Origin of the sequence: Flavobacterium sp. 2 (assembly GCF_049949195.1) — a bacterium.
Lineage (GTDB): Bacteria > Bacteroidota > Bacteroidia > Flavobacteriales > Flavobacteriaceae > Flavobacterium.
In genome coordinates, this window is record NZ_CP188206.1 from 4,629,174 (window position 1) to 4,642,830 (window position 13,657).

Here is a 13,657-nt window from a genome sequence, read left to right on the forward strand (position 1 = left end):
TATGAAGAAAATATTCTTATTTATTGTTTTATTGTGCAATGTTGCAGGATATTCACAAGAAGTGTTAACTGTAATAGCGAAAGAAACTTGTGATTGCTTGCAGGCTAAAAAAGATAAACTACCTAATTTATCCGGCGAGGATTTAAAAAAGGAAGTTGGCGTTTGTATGATCAAAAGTTACTCAAATCATTTATCTGAATTTAAAAATGGCGATAAAGTAGATTTTGGTGATAGCGAAGGAATGAGAAAGTTAGGAGAAAATGTTGCAATTAAAATGATGCAGTATTGTCCTAATGTAATTATGGAATTAGGCCAGGCTGCTCAAAAAGATGAGGAAGAGGTTCAAAAAGAAGATGCATTTGTTGAAGGTGTAGTTGTTGATATTTTATCAGAACAATTTGTGACTTTGCAATTGAAAGATCAAAATGGAAGAAGTTACAATCTTCTTTTATTGGATTATTTTGATACCGCATCTTTGTTGACAAATAATGAAATAAAGAAAAAAGATAAGGTTAAAGTAAGTTACTCTGAGATTGAATTATTTGATTCTAAAGCAAAAGAATTCAGATATTATAAGATTATGACCAAAATTGAAAAAAAGTAGTTTTTAAAACCTGATTTTTGAAGTTTTGAGCTTGTAATTTTTATGACTTGAGACAAAATAAATTTAAAGAAAAAATAAAATGTATATACCTTTTGAAAATTTACCTGGTGAATCTAGAGTTTGGATTTACCAATCGAACAGAAAATTTTCTGAGGAAGAGTTTTCTGAAATTGAAACTGATTTGAAAGCTTTTGTTGAACAATGGGCGGCACACGGAACAAGTCTTGAGGCTTCGTTTTTGTTGAAGTATAATCGTTTCATTATTTTAGCTGTGAATCAGGATGTGCAGGCGGCGACAGGTTGCTCAATTGACAGTTCTGTTGAATTTATTCAGGGTTTGGAGAAAAAGTATAATGTTGATTTATTGGATAAAATGAACGTTACTTTTAAGCTTGGAGAACATATCGCTCACAAACCTCTAATTGATTTTAAAAAGATGGTTAAAGATAAATCGGTTTCTGAGAATACGATTGTTTTTAATAATCTTGTAAACAATATAGAAGAATTTAATGAATCTTGGGAAGTTCCTGCTGCAGACAGCTGGCATAGCAGATTTTTCTAAGAGGAATTTATAAAATATTTGAAAGGCATGAAATTTTGATTTTATGCTTTTTTTTTGGTTTAAAGTTTCAGGTTTCAAGTTTGAAACTTTTTGGTTTTTAAAATTAATCTTTGTTGAAAATGGATTATAAGAAGTTGAAAATAGTACTGTTGCTTTTTGTGTTAGCGGTAATAGTTTTTTTTATTCTTGACTATTTTGTTGGGGAAATGTTTTCGGGTCTACATCCGTCCGATTAGCTTTAAAATCGATCTTTTAATAAGTCTTGTAAGTTTGTATGTGTTTTCAAAGATGGCGTTGCTGAAGTTTGTTGTTTTTGAAAACAAAATAATCTCATTTAGCCCCGATGGGAGCGGCATCCTTTTATGGTCTCGTTTCTTTAACGAGACCATAAAAGATATAGCGGACAGCGGGACTGGACTTTCTTTTGAAAATGGATTTTTCTGCTCCTGATAAAAATTAGAATATTTTATGTTGTGAATTCTAATCGCTTAATACTCTGGCGAATCTAAGATTTACAAAAATCTAACAAACGAAACGGTCAATTAAACGCTATTTTTGAGTATTTTCGTAGAATTAAATTTAATACATGAAAATAGCAATAGTTTGTTATCCAACGTTTGGCGGTAGTGGGGTAGTAGCCACTGAGTTAGGTCTCGAATTAGCCAGACGCGGACACGAAATACACTTTATAACTTACAGTCAGCCGGTGAGACTGGCACTTTTGAACGCCAATGTTCATTATCACGAAGTTAACGTTCCTGAATATCCTCTTTTTCATTATCAGCCTTATGAATTGGCTTTATCGAGCAAATTGGTTGATATGGTGAAACTCTATAAAATTGAGGTTTTACATGTACATTATGCAATTCCCCACGCATATGCGGGTTATATGGCAAAGCAAATGCTAAAAAATGAGGGAATTAATCTTCCAATGATTACTACGCTTCACGGAACGGATATTACCTTGGTTGGAAATCATCCTTTTTATAAACCTGCGGTGACATTTAGTATCAATAAATCAGATTATGTGACTTCGGTTTCTCAGAGTTTGAAAGATGATACTTTGAAATTGTTCAAGATCAAAAATAAAATTAAGGTGATTCCGAATTTTATTGAATTGGATAAAGTGGTAAAAGATCCAGATGCGCCTTGTCATCGTTATGTTATGGCGAAGGAAAATGAGCGCATTGTGACACATATTAGTAATTTTAGAAAGGTAAAACGTATTCCGGATATTATTAAGATTTTTTATAATATCCAGAAAGAAATGCCTGCTAAATTGATGATGGTTGGTGACGGTCCTGAAAAAGAAAAAGCGGAAGTTCTGTGCATGGAATTGGGTATTTACGACAAAGTGATTTTCTTTGGAAACAGTAATGAGATTGACAAGATTTTATGCATGACCGATTTGTTTTTACTGCCTTCAGAAACAGAAAGTTTTGGTTTGGCGGCTTTGGAAGCAATGGCACTTGGTGTTCCGGTAATTTCAAGTAACTCTGGTGGTTTGCCTGAAGTGAATTTTGATGGTGTTTCGGGTTATTTAAGCAATGTTGGAAATGTTGATGAAATGGCTGCAAATGCAATCAAGATTTTAAAAGATGATGCAACGCTAAAAGAATTTAAAAAGAATGCACTGGAAGTTGCTAAGAAATTTGATATTAAAAATATACTTCCAAAGTATGAAGCGTTATATCAAAAAGCAATTGACGATTATAAAGAATAAACATCAATTTAATAATTTAATGCATGAAAAAGATAATTTCAGTTTTAGTGGTTTTTGTTTTGATCTCGTGTGGAGCGAAAAAATCTTCGAATTCAACAGCGCTATATGAGGTTTTGACGGAACAGTCAGATGGCGGTGGCAATATCAAGTTTTTTGAAATTTTGACGGAACCTAACGAAATTAAAATGCTTGAAAATGATCCGCTTTTAGCTAGTAAGATGAAACAGACTGATATTAGCAATTCGAACTATATTATTCTGAATATGGGAGAAAAAAACACCAGCGGTTATTCTATTGGCGTTGAGAAAGTAGAAGAAACTGATAAAAATATTATCATTACAGTGAAAGAAAACAGTCCAGCGCCAGACGCTATGGTGATGCAGGTTATTTCATATCCTTATACTGTGGTAAAAGTGCACTCTAAAAAAGAAATTATTATAAAATAAAGGGCTTCGGCTTCGCGCAGTCTGATAATTAATATTCTAGTTTCAGATAAAAAAAACCTGTCGTAATTAAAGCGACAGGTTTTCTTTTACAATTATTTTTTAATTTAATTTTAGAATTTGAATTTGATCCCTAAACCAACATCAAATCCAAAGTTGTCATCGTCATAATATCCAGAACCAATTTCTGGTCTAGCATCTAATGATAAAAGAATTGGCACTTCTTTAAAGCCATATTCTATTCCGATATCTCCTGCAGCAAAAACATACGTTCCGCTGTCATTATATTTTGTGTTTCCGTTGTAATAATCGTGATCCCAAGCGGCAAGTCCACCACCAACACCAGCGTACCAGTTGAAACCTCCGTCTATATTCCAAACCCATTGATAAAGTGCTACACCTTTGATAGCGTCAACATCACTGCTGTTTCTCCAGCCTAAATCAAATTCTAGTCTGTTTTTTTGGTTTAATCCTCTTTGATAAGATACTTCTCCTCCAAAACCGTTATTGTCGCCTAGACGCAAACCTAATGCATTTTTAGCAATGTCTTGTGAATGAGCCGTAAATGCTAAACCTAATAGCATAATGGCTGATAAAATGATTTTTTTCATAAAAATGATTCAATTAATTTTTTCAAATGTATAATTACAACTACCTATAGAACGTATAAGATTTTTGAAAATTGTTATATAATTTACATTTTTATGAAAACCGAATTTTGTAATTCAGTTATAAAGTCTATTAAATATTGCCTTTTTTTAATTTAGCGGCTTGTTTTTCAACTATTGAAGTCAGTAATTGAGAAGTAAGATTATCTTCCATTTCAAATAAATTTTCTTCTTCGGTAAAATTGTTTTTTTCGTAAGTGTATAATTTCCAGCGTTTTTTATGGTATTCTAAAGCTGTCAAATTCTCAACCCAATCACCAGAATTTAAATATAAAGTAGATCCGTGCTTGTTTTCTATGGCTGCTATTTTTGGTTCATGAATGTGACCGCAGATAACATAGTCGTATTTTTTTTCAATAGCCAAATCGGTTGCCGTGGTTTCAAAGTCTGAAATGAATTTTACTGCTTTTTTTACGCTGGCTTTTATTTTTTTTGAGAATGAGTAAGGTTCTCTTCCTAGTTTTGTCAGACACCAGTTTGCAAAACGATTTGTAAGAATCAAATAATCGTAACCTAATCCGCCTAATTTTGCAATCCATTTGGAGTGTTGTACCGAAGCATCAAAAACGTCACCGTGAAAAATCCACGCTTTTTTATCATCTAACTCCAAAACTAATTTATCGACTAGGGAAAAATTCCCCATATTCATATCGCTGAATTTTCGAAGAATTTCGTCATGATTTCCGGTGATATAATAGACTTTTGTTCCTTTTGAAGCCATCCCGATAATACGCTGAATTACTCTTAAATGTGCTTTCGGGAAGTACGATTTTCGAAATTGCCAAGCATCAATAATATCTCCGTTTAAAACTAATGTTTTAGGTTTAATGCTTGATAAATAGTTGTTTAATTCCTTGGCGTGGCTTCCGTAAGTTCCCAAATGGACATCAGAAATAATGACCAGTTCGACATTTCTTTTTTTCAATTTTTCGTGATTTGAAGTTTAGCAAATAAAAGAAACAAACGCTGGATTTATTTTATCAAAAGGTTATCAATTTGAGGTCAATTTTAATAAATTATGATTTTTAAACAGCTTAACCTTTATTTAATAATCACAATTTTATATTTTTTAATTTAATTCATAAAACTTACATTTGCTAAAACAAATAACATGGCAGGAAATAGCTACGGCACATTATATAGAGTTACAACATTTGGTGAATCACACGGCGAGGCTTTAGGCGGTATTATTGATGGATGTCCATCAGGAATTGAGCTTGATTTTGAAGCAATCGAAGTTGAAATGTCTCGAAGAAAACCGGGACAATCGGCAATTGTAACACAAAGAAAAGAACCAGATGCAGTTCAGTTTTTATCTGGAATTTTTGAAGGGAAAACGACCGGAACTCCAATAGGTTTTATTATTCCAAATACCAATCAAAAATCGGATGATTACTCGCATATAAAAGATAATTACAGACCAAGCCATGCTGATTATGTATATGATCAAAAGTATGGTTTTCGTGATTACCGCGGCGGCGGAAGAAGTTCAGCTCGTGAAACAGCAAGTAGAGTAGTAGCTGGTGCAATTGCTAAGCAAATGTTACCAGAAATTAAAATTAACGCCTATGTTTCTTCAGTAGGTCCAATTCACTTAGATACTCCTTATCAAGATTTAGATTTTTCGAAAATAGAAAGCAATCCAGTTCGTTGTCCAGATGAAAAATCGGCTGCAATTATGGAAGAATATATTCGTGATATCCGTAAGCAAGGTGATACTGTTGGAGGTGTTGTTTCGTGCGTGATTCAGAATGTACCAGTTGGCCTTGGCGAACCGGTTTTTGACAAACTTCATGCCGAATTAGGAAAAGCAATGCTTTCGATAAATGCTGTAAAAGGTTTTGAATACGGCAGTGGATTTTCAGGTTCTGAAATGAAAGGAAGTGAGCACAACGATTTGTACAACCCTGACGGAAGTACAAAAACGAATCTTTCTGGTGGAATTCAGGGAGGAATAAGCAATGGAATGGATATTTACTTTAGAGTAGCTTTCAAACCGGTTGCAACTATTATGCAGACACAAGATTCATTAGATAATAAAGGAAATATTACACCAATGACAGGTAAAGGCCGTCATGACCCGTGTGTAGTACCTCGTGCAGTGCCAATTGTTGAAGCAATGGCTGCAATTGTTTTGGCTGATTTTTATTTAATCAACAAAACATATTAATAAAAGTTAAGACAGTGAGGGTCTTAATATTTTAATTTAAAACAAACAATTAATGCAACAAGTTACAGAAACTAAAAAAAAATCATTTCTTTCAGGATTAACAGGTCAGATTATAATTGCAATGGTCTTAGGGGCAACTTTAGGAATTATATTGCACGCTACAATTTCTCCTGAAGCAGCGCAATCTTTCAGCAGCAAAATTAAAATGCTGGCGACCATTTTTATTCGATTGGTTCAAATGATTATTTCGCCTTTAGTATTTACCACTTTAGTAGTTGGAATTGCGAAACTTGGTGATATTAAAACAGTTGGAAGAATTGGAGGAAAAGCACTTGGATGGTTTTTTACTGCTTCATTTATATCACTGTTAATCGGATTATTTTATGTAAATATCCTGGAGCCAGGCGTAGGTTTGAAATTAGGCCACGTTGATATGGCCGCAGCGACAGAAGTAACTGGAAAAACAAAAACACTTTCTGTAGAGAATTTTGTTGAACATATTGTTCCGAAAAGTATTTTTGAAGCAATGGCTACAAATGAAATTTTACAGATTGTAATATTCTCAATCTTTTTCGGATTAGCTGCAGCTTCTATTGGAAGTCCTGTAAAACCTGTAATTAATGCACTAGACAAAGCTTCGCACATCGTTTTGAAAATGGTGAATTATGTGATGAATTTTGCTCCAATTGGAGTTTTTGGTGCGATTGCGGGAGTATTTGCAATTAGAGATGCAGAAGAATTAGTGATTACTTATTTCAAATTCTTCGGATCATTTTTAGTAGGAATCAGTACACTTTGGGTAGTTTTAATTGCAGTTGGTTATATTTTCTTAAAAGGAAGAATGACAGAGTTATTAAAACGTATAATCGGGCCATTAGCAATTGCTTTTGGAACAACAAGTAGTGAGGCGGTTTTTCCAAAATTGACAGAAGAATTAGAAGATTTCGGTGTTAAAGATAAAATTGTTTCTTTTATGTTGCCGCTTGGTTATTCGTTCAATCTGGATGGAAGTATGATGTATATGACATTTGCCAGCATCTTTATTGCTCAGTTTTATGGTGTTCATTTAGATCTGGGAACACAAATGGTTATGCTTTTGGTTTTAATGCTAACCAGTAAAGGAATTGCAGGTGTACCTAGAGCAAGTTTAGTTGTAGTAGCTGCCACCTGTGGAATGTTTGATATTCCTGTAGAAGGAATTGCGTTAATTTTGCCTATCGATCATTTTTGTGATATGTTCAGAAGTGCAACAAATGTTTTAGGAAATGCTTTGGCTACTTCTGTTGTTGGACAATGGGAAAATAATAAAGAAGAGAGTTTGAATATTGAGTAAATATTTAATTTGCTTCTTGTAAAATAAAAGCCGTGAAAAATATTTTTCACGGCTTTCTTGTTTTATTCGCTTCTTTGAACGAAAGAAAAGTAGCAACTAATAATTTATTTTGCTGCTACTTTTCCTTTTCTGCTTTCTTCACTTTCAGGTTCTGGAGCGTCACCACCTGTTATTGATTTTTGTTGTGCTTTAGTCAATTTTTCTGTTTCTGCGAATTTTTTAAAATTTTCTAACATAATTTTGATTTTAATGCTCCAATCTCTTAAACACTTGGGGCTTGTGTCTTTTATTTTGTTAAAAATAGTATTATTTTTTATTTTTTATAATATTTTACTGAGAAAATTGAATAAAATTTTTAACAATGCGATGCAATAAGAGCTCAAATTTTATAATAAAGAAATTTTTATGATCTTCTTTTAAGTACTTTCGGAATATTATTAACATAAAATATAAAAAACTGATTATAGAATCATTAGCAATTAATTAATTGCTTTTATTTCGTATTATTGTAATGATAAATATTTGAATAAAGATTTCCCCAATTATGCTTTATTATAGATTTTGTTCTCTTTTTTTGGTTTTCCTAAGTATATTTTGCCATGAGTCGCCGGCTCAGAGCAATACTGCATCAATGGCGAAAATTAATGATTTAACTCAGCAGGCCTGTGACTACTTGGATAATGCCAATTATGAAAAATCTTTAGAGAAATCTGGAATTGCTTTGAAGTATGCATTTGATCTCAAAAATGATACTTTAATTTCAAGAAATTACAACATAATTGCTATTAATTTTCATGAATTAGGCGAAGTTGATAAAGCGGCTTTCTTTTATAAAAAAGCCTTGTTCTACGCAAAACAATCCAATATTATTAGTATGAGAATGATGATTACTAGTAACTTGGGTAATCTTTATTTTTTTGAAAAAAAAATGTATACTGATGGAATTCGTTACTACAAAGAATCGTTGAAATTTGGGAAGGATAAAAAGTATGCGAAAGAAGTTGCGATTACAAATCTGAATATAGTTTGGTCTTATTTCAAAATTGGAAATTATAGCGAAGGTCTGCCTTATTTGCGCTATATAAATGATCATCAAAATGATTTAAAAGGGAAATCGGATGATATTGCACTAAATTTTCTTAACGGAATGTACTGGGGCCATAAAAAAGATAATGAAAAGGCAAAAAAATACTTTTTAAAAGCAATTTCCTCTTATGATAAATCTAGTGATGAAATTACAGATTTGCTGTATGCGCACTTAGAATATTCGAAATTTCTAAATAATATTGGCGAATTTGAGAATGCTTACAAAAACTTGGTTATTTACAACAGCATTAAAGATGAAATAACAAATAAAGAAAAAGTAAAGAAGGCTTCTACTGCAGGTTTTAATCGTGAGTTGGATGAGTATAAAAGACAAATAGACAAAATTGAAAGCGAAAAAATAGAACAATATCATAGTTTAAGGAAATCGAGAATAATTGTGATATTGTTTATCATAATTTCATTGATTTTATTACTGTTAATTATCACTTTAATTAAAAATATTCGTTTAAAGAAAAAGGCCAATATAGAGCTTTTACAGGCTAAAGAAATTGCAGAGGAAGCTTCGTTGCTGAAAACCCAATTTATCTCGACTATTAGCCACGAATTGCGCACACCATTATACGGTGTGGTAGGAATTACAAACATGCTTTTAGAAGAGCACAAGGAATTATCAAGAAGCCAGCATTTAAGCTCTCTTAAGTTCTCTGCAAGATATTTATTATCGCTTGTAAATGATATTTTGCAGATTAATAAAATTGAAGAAAATAAAGTAGTTCTTGAAAATCTAACTTTTAATATTTCAGATGAAATAACGGTAATAAAGAACTCACTTTCTTTTTTATCTCAAAAGAACAACAATAAAATTAACGTATATGTAGACCCGGATATACCAGAATATTTAATTGGAGATAAATTAAGATTGGCACAAATTTTAATGAATTTAGTTAGTAATGCTTTGAAGTTTACAAAAGATGGAGAAGTTGAAGTTAAAGTTGATCTCTCTAAGATTGAAGGCAAAAATTATTTCCTGGATTTTTTGATTAAAGATAATGGCGTTGGGATTGCAATTGTAGATCAAGGGAAGATTTTTGAAAAGTTTGTTCAGGTTGGCAGAAAAGAAGAGGATTATCAAGGAACTGGACTTGGATTGAGTATTGTAAAACGATTATTAGGGCTTTTTGGCAGCAATATTACGGTTGAAAGTGATATTGGTCAAGGGACTTCTTTTTCATTTGTAATTCCCTTTGAGCATGATCCACAAAAGACACAGAAAATCATAGAGGATATTGAAGTTGATTTAACGTCAAATGATGTCTTTAAAATTTTAGTTGTTGAAGATAATCTAATCAATCAGATGGTTACTAAAAAGATTATTGAAAAGAATAATTACACTTGTAAAGTTGTAGATGATGGTTTTGCCGCTTTGGAAATATTAGATAAAGAAGATTTTGATCTTATTTTGATGGATATAAATATGCCTTTGATGAATGGTTTTGAAACAACAAAAAGAATTCGTTTAAAAGGAATAAAAACACCAATCGTGGCTTTAACTGCTTTTGATAAGGATGAAATTACAGACGAAGCACTTTCATCAGGAATGAATGATATTATTATTAAACCTTTTGAGCCGGTTAAACTCTTTAAGATTGTAAATTACTTAATACATGAAACAATAAACGCTGGTTAGTACCAGCGTTTTTTATTTTTCTTAGAAGTATTTGATTTGCGCGATTTATGAGCACCTCCGCTTCTGTTTGAATTTTTAGGTTTTTCTCCTGCTTCAGGACTTCCTGAATGCCATTGATAAGGATGTTCAGTAATTATTTTGACATCGACTTTTATCAGTTTCTTAATATCTTTCCAGTAAGGTTCTTCATCTTTTCCACAGAAAGAAATTGCAATTCCACCATTTCCAGCACGTCCGGTACGTCCAATTCGGTGTACGTAAGTTTCGGGAATATTCGGTAAGTCAAAATTGATTACGTAAGGAAGTTGTTCAATGTCAATTCCTCTCGCAGCAATATCAGTCGCAACAAGAACACCAACTTCTTTATTTTTAAAAGCGTCTAAAACGCGCTGTCTGGCATTTTGTGATTTATCTCCGTGAATTGCTTCGGCCGGAATATCTTTTTTACGAAGCGCTTTTACAACATTGTCCGCACCATGTTTTGTTCTTGAAAAAACCAGTACGTTTGAAAGATTTTCTTCTTTAATTAAATGGTAAAGTAAGTTCCTTTTCTCTGTTTTGTCAACAAAATAAATACGTTGTTCTACATTTTCTGCAGTTGACGAAACTGGTGAAACTTCAACTTTTTCAGGATCTTTCAGAAACATTTCTGCTAATTCGCGAATAGCAATCGGCATTGTTGCAGAAAAAAGTAAAGTTTGACGATTTTTAGGAGTCAGTTTTACAATCTTTTTTACATCGTTTATAAAACCCATATCCAACATTTGATCGGCCTCGTCTAAAACTAATGTATGCAAATGGTCAAAATCAAGAAATCCTTGTTTGTGTAAATCCAATAATCTTCCTGGAGTTGCCACAAGAATATCTACTCCTTTTTTTAAGGTTTCAACTTGCGGATTCTGAGAAACACCGCCAAAGATTGTTAATTGTGTTAAATTGGTATATTTGCCATAAGTGTCAAAACTTTCTCCAATTTGTACAGCAAGTTCACGTGTTGGCGTAACAATAAGAGCGCGAATTTGTTTCGCTTTTTTTGATGAACCTACAATTCGGTGTAATTGATGTATGATTGGGATTGCAAATGCTGCTGTTTTTCCTGTTCCTGTCTGTGCGCACCCAATTAAATCTCTTCCTGATAAAATAATCGGAATAGATTGTTCCTGAATTGGAGTGGGGTTTAGGTAGCCTTCTTCAAATACGGCTTTTTGTATACTTTTTGAAAGTGATAAATCTTCGAATAACATATCTTAGGTATTAAGAATTTAGTTTGTATAACTAAAATTCTGTGCAAAGATAGGCTTATTCGGTCAATCCTTTATTTGAATCTTGTATTATTTGGAAAATGTGCGGTTTTAAACCAGTTGAAGTTCAGTTAGATTTTTCTTTTTCATTATTTGCTTTAATAAAATCGGTAACCAAATAACCAATTAATTTTCCAATTAAATTATTATTTGGAGAATCTGCTAAATCTGGTGCTCCTTCGCAAATATGCAAATAAGTAGCATTTTTATGCTGACCAAAGAAGGAAACAAACTGACGCAGTTCTTCTACCGAAAATCCACTGATTGTCATTGCACTGCTGGCAATGTTTGGAATGGCGTCTAAATCAATTTCGATTCCAAAAGAGTCGGTTCGGATAAATTCTAAAGCAAGCGCCATTTCTCGGTTAAAATCTTTTTCTTTACGAATATTGACACTGTCGTAAGTATTATAACGAACACGATCTTCAAGTTTTTTTATAATATCCAAAACGCTTTTTGAAGTATAATTTTCGTGTAATCCAAAGATGAAATATTTCTTTAAAAAACCTTCTTCATAAGCATAAGAAAATCCGTTTCCACTATGTCGACCTTCTAAAATTCTAAAATCAGAATGTGCATCAAAGTTGATGGCATTTATCGGTTTTCCTTTGGCAAGAGCCGAACCTTTAATATTTCCGTAAGCATTATTATGGCCTCCGCCAATGATAATTGGAGTTTTTCCGGCTTTTATAATTGTGAATATAATATGAGAAACTTCTTTGTCGATTTTTTCAACCAATTGACTCAGTTTCGAACGGTCGTCGATATCATTAAAATCCAGATTTTCGACATCACGCATTTCTTGAGAAACGTTAATCTGACCCAAAACAATGATCTGACTTCCTTTTGAGAAACGATTGTGTTGAATATTGGCAATACTTTTTATGGCGCATTCCCACGCCGATGCAGCGCCCGGACGCCCATAGTTTGCGCGCACGCCAATATCTTCCGGAATTCCTAGAAGTACATATTTAGCCTCACTTTCAGTCAAGAATTTTATTTTGTCAGCTTCTTTAGGAATGACAATCATCTTTTCGCCGAATTTAATTTCGCCGCTTCGGTGATTTGTGATTTTTGCTAAATCATTAACAGTAAAAGGAATTAATTTCTCCATATAAAAAAAATATTGTCCAAAAATAATATAATTGCGTCAACTTACGTTATTACGATATATTAATTCTTAAATTTGTTAATAAAGAAAATTATTAAATATGGAAAACCCAAAGAACAACAACTCAAGTCTAAAAGCGGTAATCGCTGTTTTAGCAGTCCTACTGATTGGTAGTTTAGTGTATATTTTTAAATTGTCTTCTGATACAGAAGTAGTTAAAACTGAACTTACCACAACAATGACAGAAAAAGAATCTGTTATGAAGGATTTACAAGAATTAAAAGCAACTTATGATGCTGCAATTGCTGAAAATACTTCAATGTCTGATGAACTAATTCAGGAAAGAGATAAAGTAGTAGCGCTTATGGATGATTTGAATAAATCAAAAGGAGACGTTTCTAAATATAGATCTCAAGTTCAGGCAATGCAGACCAAAATGAAAACTTTAGTTGCTGAAAATGATGAGCTGAAAAAACAAAATGGTGTTTTAACAACTCAAAGAGATAGTACTATTGTAGTTTTAGGAGAGTCTAAAAAATACAATGAAGTATTAGTTGGGCAAAACGAAGAACTGGCTAAAACTGTTGAAAAAGGTTCTAAATTATCTATTTTAAACACAAAAACAGCAGCTTACAAATTGAAAAGCTCTGGAAAACAAATTGAAACAGATAAAGCAAGTCGTGCTGATGTTTTGAAAGTAAGTTTTACAATTGCTGAAAACCAAATCGCTAAATCTGGAGATAAAACATATTATGTTCAGGTAATTGATGCTAAAAATAATGTTTTAGGAGAAAAGAAAACAGAAAGTTTTGGTGACAACTCTTTAACTTACAGCTTTAAAACTACTGTTCAGTATGAAAATAAGAGTGTAAATGTAAGTGAAGATCTTCCTGGAAAAGATTTTGTTAAAGGAACTTATTTTATCAATGTTTTTGATAATGGTGAATTAGTTTCTAAAACAAGTTTTAGTTTAAGATAATTGTCGTTTTAGGATAATAATACCACTTT

Annotated in this window: 13 protein-coding genes; 8 read left to right on the forward strand and 5 right to left on the reverse strand. The window is 32.5% G+C overall.

Annotated elements, in window-relative coordinates; genetic code table 11:
- Position 1 precedes the first annotated feature (1 nt).
- The 4 genes from ACNFIH_RS20200 to ACNFIH_RS20215 all read left to right on the forward strand — a co-directional run bounded on the left by ACNFIH_RS20200 (position 2) and on the right by ACNFIH_RS20215 (position 3,335).
- A complete protein-coding gene (locus ACNFIH_RS20200) occupies positions 2 to 604 on the forward strand; it encodes a hypothetical protein (RefSeq protein ID WP_426484520.1) in 603 nt (200 codons plus the stop codon).
- Positions 605 to 683: 79 nt separating this feature from the next.
- Complete coding sequence (locus ACNFIH_RS20205; RefSeq protein ID WP_035646965.1) at positions 684 to 1,166, forward strand: hypothetical protein; 483 nt, start codon at positions 684 to 686, stop codon at positions 1,164 to 1,166.
- Between the two features lie 586 nt (positions 1,167 to 1,752).
- Positions 1,753 to 2,889 (forward strand): N-acetyl-alpha-D-glucosaminyl L-malate synthase BshA, encoded by a 1,137-nt coding sequence (gene bshA / locus ACNFIH_RS20210; protein ID WP_035646963.1) that lies wholly within the window; start codon positions 1,753 to 1,755, stop codon positions 2,887 to 2,889.
- Positions 2,890 to 2,912: 23 nt separating this feature from the next.
- Entirely contained in the window at positions 2,913 to 3,335 is a 423-nt protein-coding gene (locus tag ACNFIH_RS20215; protein ID WP_035646961.1) for a protease complex subunit PrcB family protein, read from the forward strand.
- Between the two features lie 110 nt (positions 3,336 to 3,445).
- Here ACNFIH_RS20215 and ACNFIH_RS20220 read toward each other — a convergent pair whose 3' ends face one another.
- Positions 3,446 to 3,943: a hypothetical protein gene (locus tag ACNFIH_RS20220; RefSeq protein ID WP_132988060.1), complete on the reverse strand. Its 498-nt coding sequence runs from the start codon at positions 3,941 to 3,943 to the stop codon at positions 3,446 to 3,448.
- Positions 3,944 to 4,073: 130 nt separating this feature from the next.
- Positions 4,074 to 4,925 (reverse strand): UDP-2,3-diacylglucosamine diphosphatase, encoded by an 852-nt coding sequence (locus tag ACNFIH_RS20225; protein ID WP_426484521.1) that lies wholly within the window; start codon positions 4,923 to 4,925, stop codon positions 4,074 to 4,076.
- 186 nt (positions 4,926 to 5,111) lie between these two features.
- Between ACNFIH_RS20225 and aroC the strand changes: the two genes are divergently transcribed.
- Both aroC and ACNFIH_RS20235 read left to right on the forward strand, forming a co-directional pair.
- Positions 5,112 to 6,170: a chorismate synthase gene (gene aroC / locus ACNFIH_RS20230; RefSeq protein ID WP_426484522.1), complete on the forward strand. Its 1,059-nt coding sequence runs from the start codon at positions 5,112 to 5,114 to the stop codon at positions 6,168 to 6,170.
- A gap of 52 nt (positions 6,171 to 6,222) precedes the next feature.
- On the forward strand, positions 6,223 to 7,503 hold the full coding sequence (locus ACNFIH_RS20235; RefSeq protein ID WP_426484523.1) for a dicarboxylate/amino acid:cation symporter: 1,281 nt from the start codon (positions 6,223 to 6,225) through the stop codon (positions 7,501 to 7,503).
- A 104-nt stretch (positions 7,504 to 7,607) separates the two neighbouring features.
- On the opposite strand, the gene ACNFIH_RS20240 is transcribed toward ACNFIH_RS20235, so the two are convergent.
- Positions 7,608 to 7,739 carry a hypothetical protein gene (locus ACNFIH_RS20240; RefSeq protein ID WP_262711387.1) on the reverse strand — a complete coding sequence of 44 codons (132 nt, stop codon included), beginning with the start codon at positions 7,737 to 7,739 and terminating at the stop codon, positions 7,608 to 7,610.
- A 395-nt stretch (positions 7,740 to 8,134) separates the two neighbouring features.
- On the opposite strand from ACNFIH_RS20240, the gene ACNFIH_RS20245 reads away from it, so the two are divergent.
- Positions 8,135 to 10,237, forward strand: coding sequence for a response regulator (locus tag ACNFIH_RS20245; RefSeq protein ID WP_426484524.1), 2,103 nt, complete (start codon positions 8,135 to 8,137; stop codon positions 10,235 to 10,237).
- Here ACNFIH_RS20245 and ACNFIH_RS20250 read toward each other — a convergent pair.
- Positions 10,234 to 11,481, reverse strand: a complete 1,248-nt coding sequence (locus tag ACNFIH_RS20250) for a DEAD/DEAH box helicase (RefSeq protein WP_035646954.1) — start codon at positions 11,479 to 11,481, stop codon at positions 10,234 to 10,236. The genes ACNFIH_RS20245 and ACNFIH_RS20250 overlap by 4 nt on opposite strands.
- Before the next feature lie 124 nt (positions 11,482 to 11,605).
- On the reverse strand, positions 11,606 to 12,652 hold the full coding sequence (locus ACNFIH_RS20255) for a formimidoylglutamase (RefSeq protein ID WP_035646953.1): 1,047 nt from the start codon (positions 12,650 to 12,652) through the stop codon (positions 11,606 to 11,608).
- Between the two features lie 97 nt (positions 12,653 to 12,749).
- On the opposite strand from ACNFIH_RS20255, the gene ACNFIH_RS20260 reads away from it, so the two are divergent.
- Positions 12,750 to 13,628: a hypothetical protein gene (locus ACNFIH_RS20260; protein WP_035646952.1), complete on the forward strand. Its 879-nt coding sequence runs from the start codon at positions 12,750 to 12,752 to the stop codon at positions 13,626 to 13,628.
- Positions 13,629 to 13,657 lie beyond the last annotated feature (29 nt).

Coding starts and splice junctions, on each gene's coding strand:
- ACNFIH_RS20200 (WP_426484520.1), top strand. CDS start 2: ATGAAGAAAATATTCTTATTTATTGTTTTATTGTGCAATGTTGCAGGA.
- ACNFIH_RS20205 (WP_035646965.1), top strand. CDS start 684: ATGTATATACCTTTTGAAAATTTACCTGGTGAATCTAGAGTTTGGATT.
- bshA (WP_035646963.1), top strand. CDS start 1,753: ATGAAAATAGCAATAGTTTGTTATCCAACGTTTGGCGGTAGTGGGGTA.
- ACNFIH_RS20215 (WP_035646961.1), top strand. CDS start 2,913: ATGAAAAAGATAATTTCAGTTTTAGTGGTTTTTGTTTTGATCTCGTGT.
- ACNFIH_RS20220 (WP_132988060.1), bottom strand. CDS start 3,943: ATGAAAAAAATCATTTTATCAGCCATTATGCTATTAGGTTTAGCATTT.
- aroC (WP_426484522.1), top strand. CDS start 5,112: ATGGCAGGAAATAGCTACGGCACATTATATAGAGTTACAACATTTGGT.
- ACNFIH_RS20235 (WP_426484523.1), top strand. CDS start 6,223: ATGCAACAAGTTACAGAAACTAAAAAAAAATCATTTCTTTCAGGATTA.
- ACNFIH_RS20240 (WP_262711387.1), bottom strand. CDS start 7,739: ATGTTAGAAAATTTTAAAAAATTCGCAGAAACAGAAAAATTGACTAAA.
- ACNFIH_RS20245 (WP_426484524.1), top strand. CDS start 8,135: ATGGCGAAAATTAATGATTTAACTCAGCAGGCCTGTGACTACTTGGAT.
- ACNFIH_RS20250 (WP_035646954.1), bottom strand. CDS start 11,481: ATGTTATTCGAAGATTTATCACTTTCAAAAAGTATACAAAAAGCCGTA.
- ACNFIH_RS20255 (WP_035646953.1), bottom strand. CDS start 12,652: ATGGAGAAATTAATTCCTTTTACTGTTAATGATTTAGCAAAAATCACA.
- ACNFIH_RS20260 (WP_035646952.1), top strand. CDS start 12,750: ATGGAAAACCCAAAGAACAACAACTCAAGTCTAAAAGCGGTAATCGCT.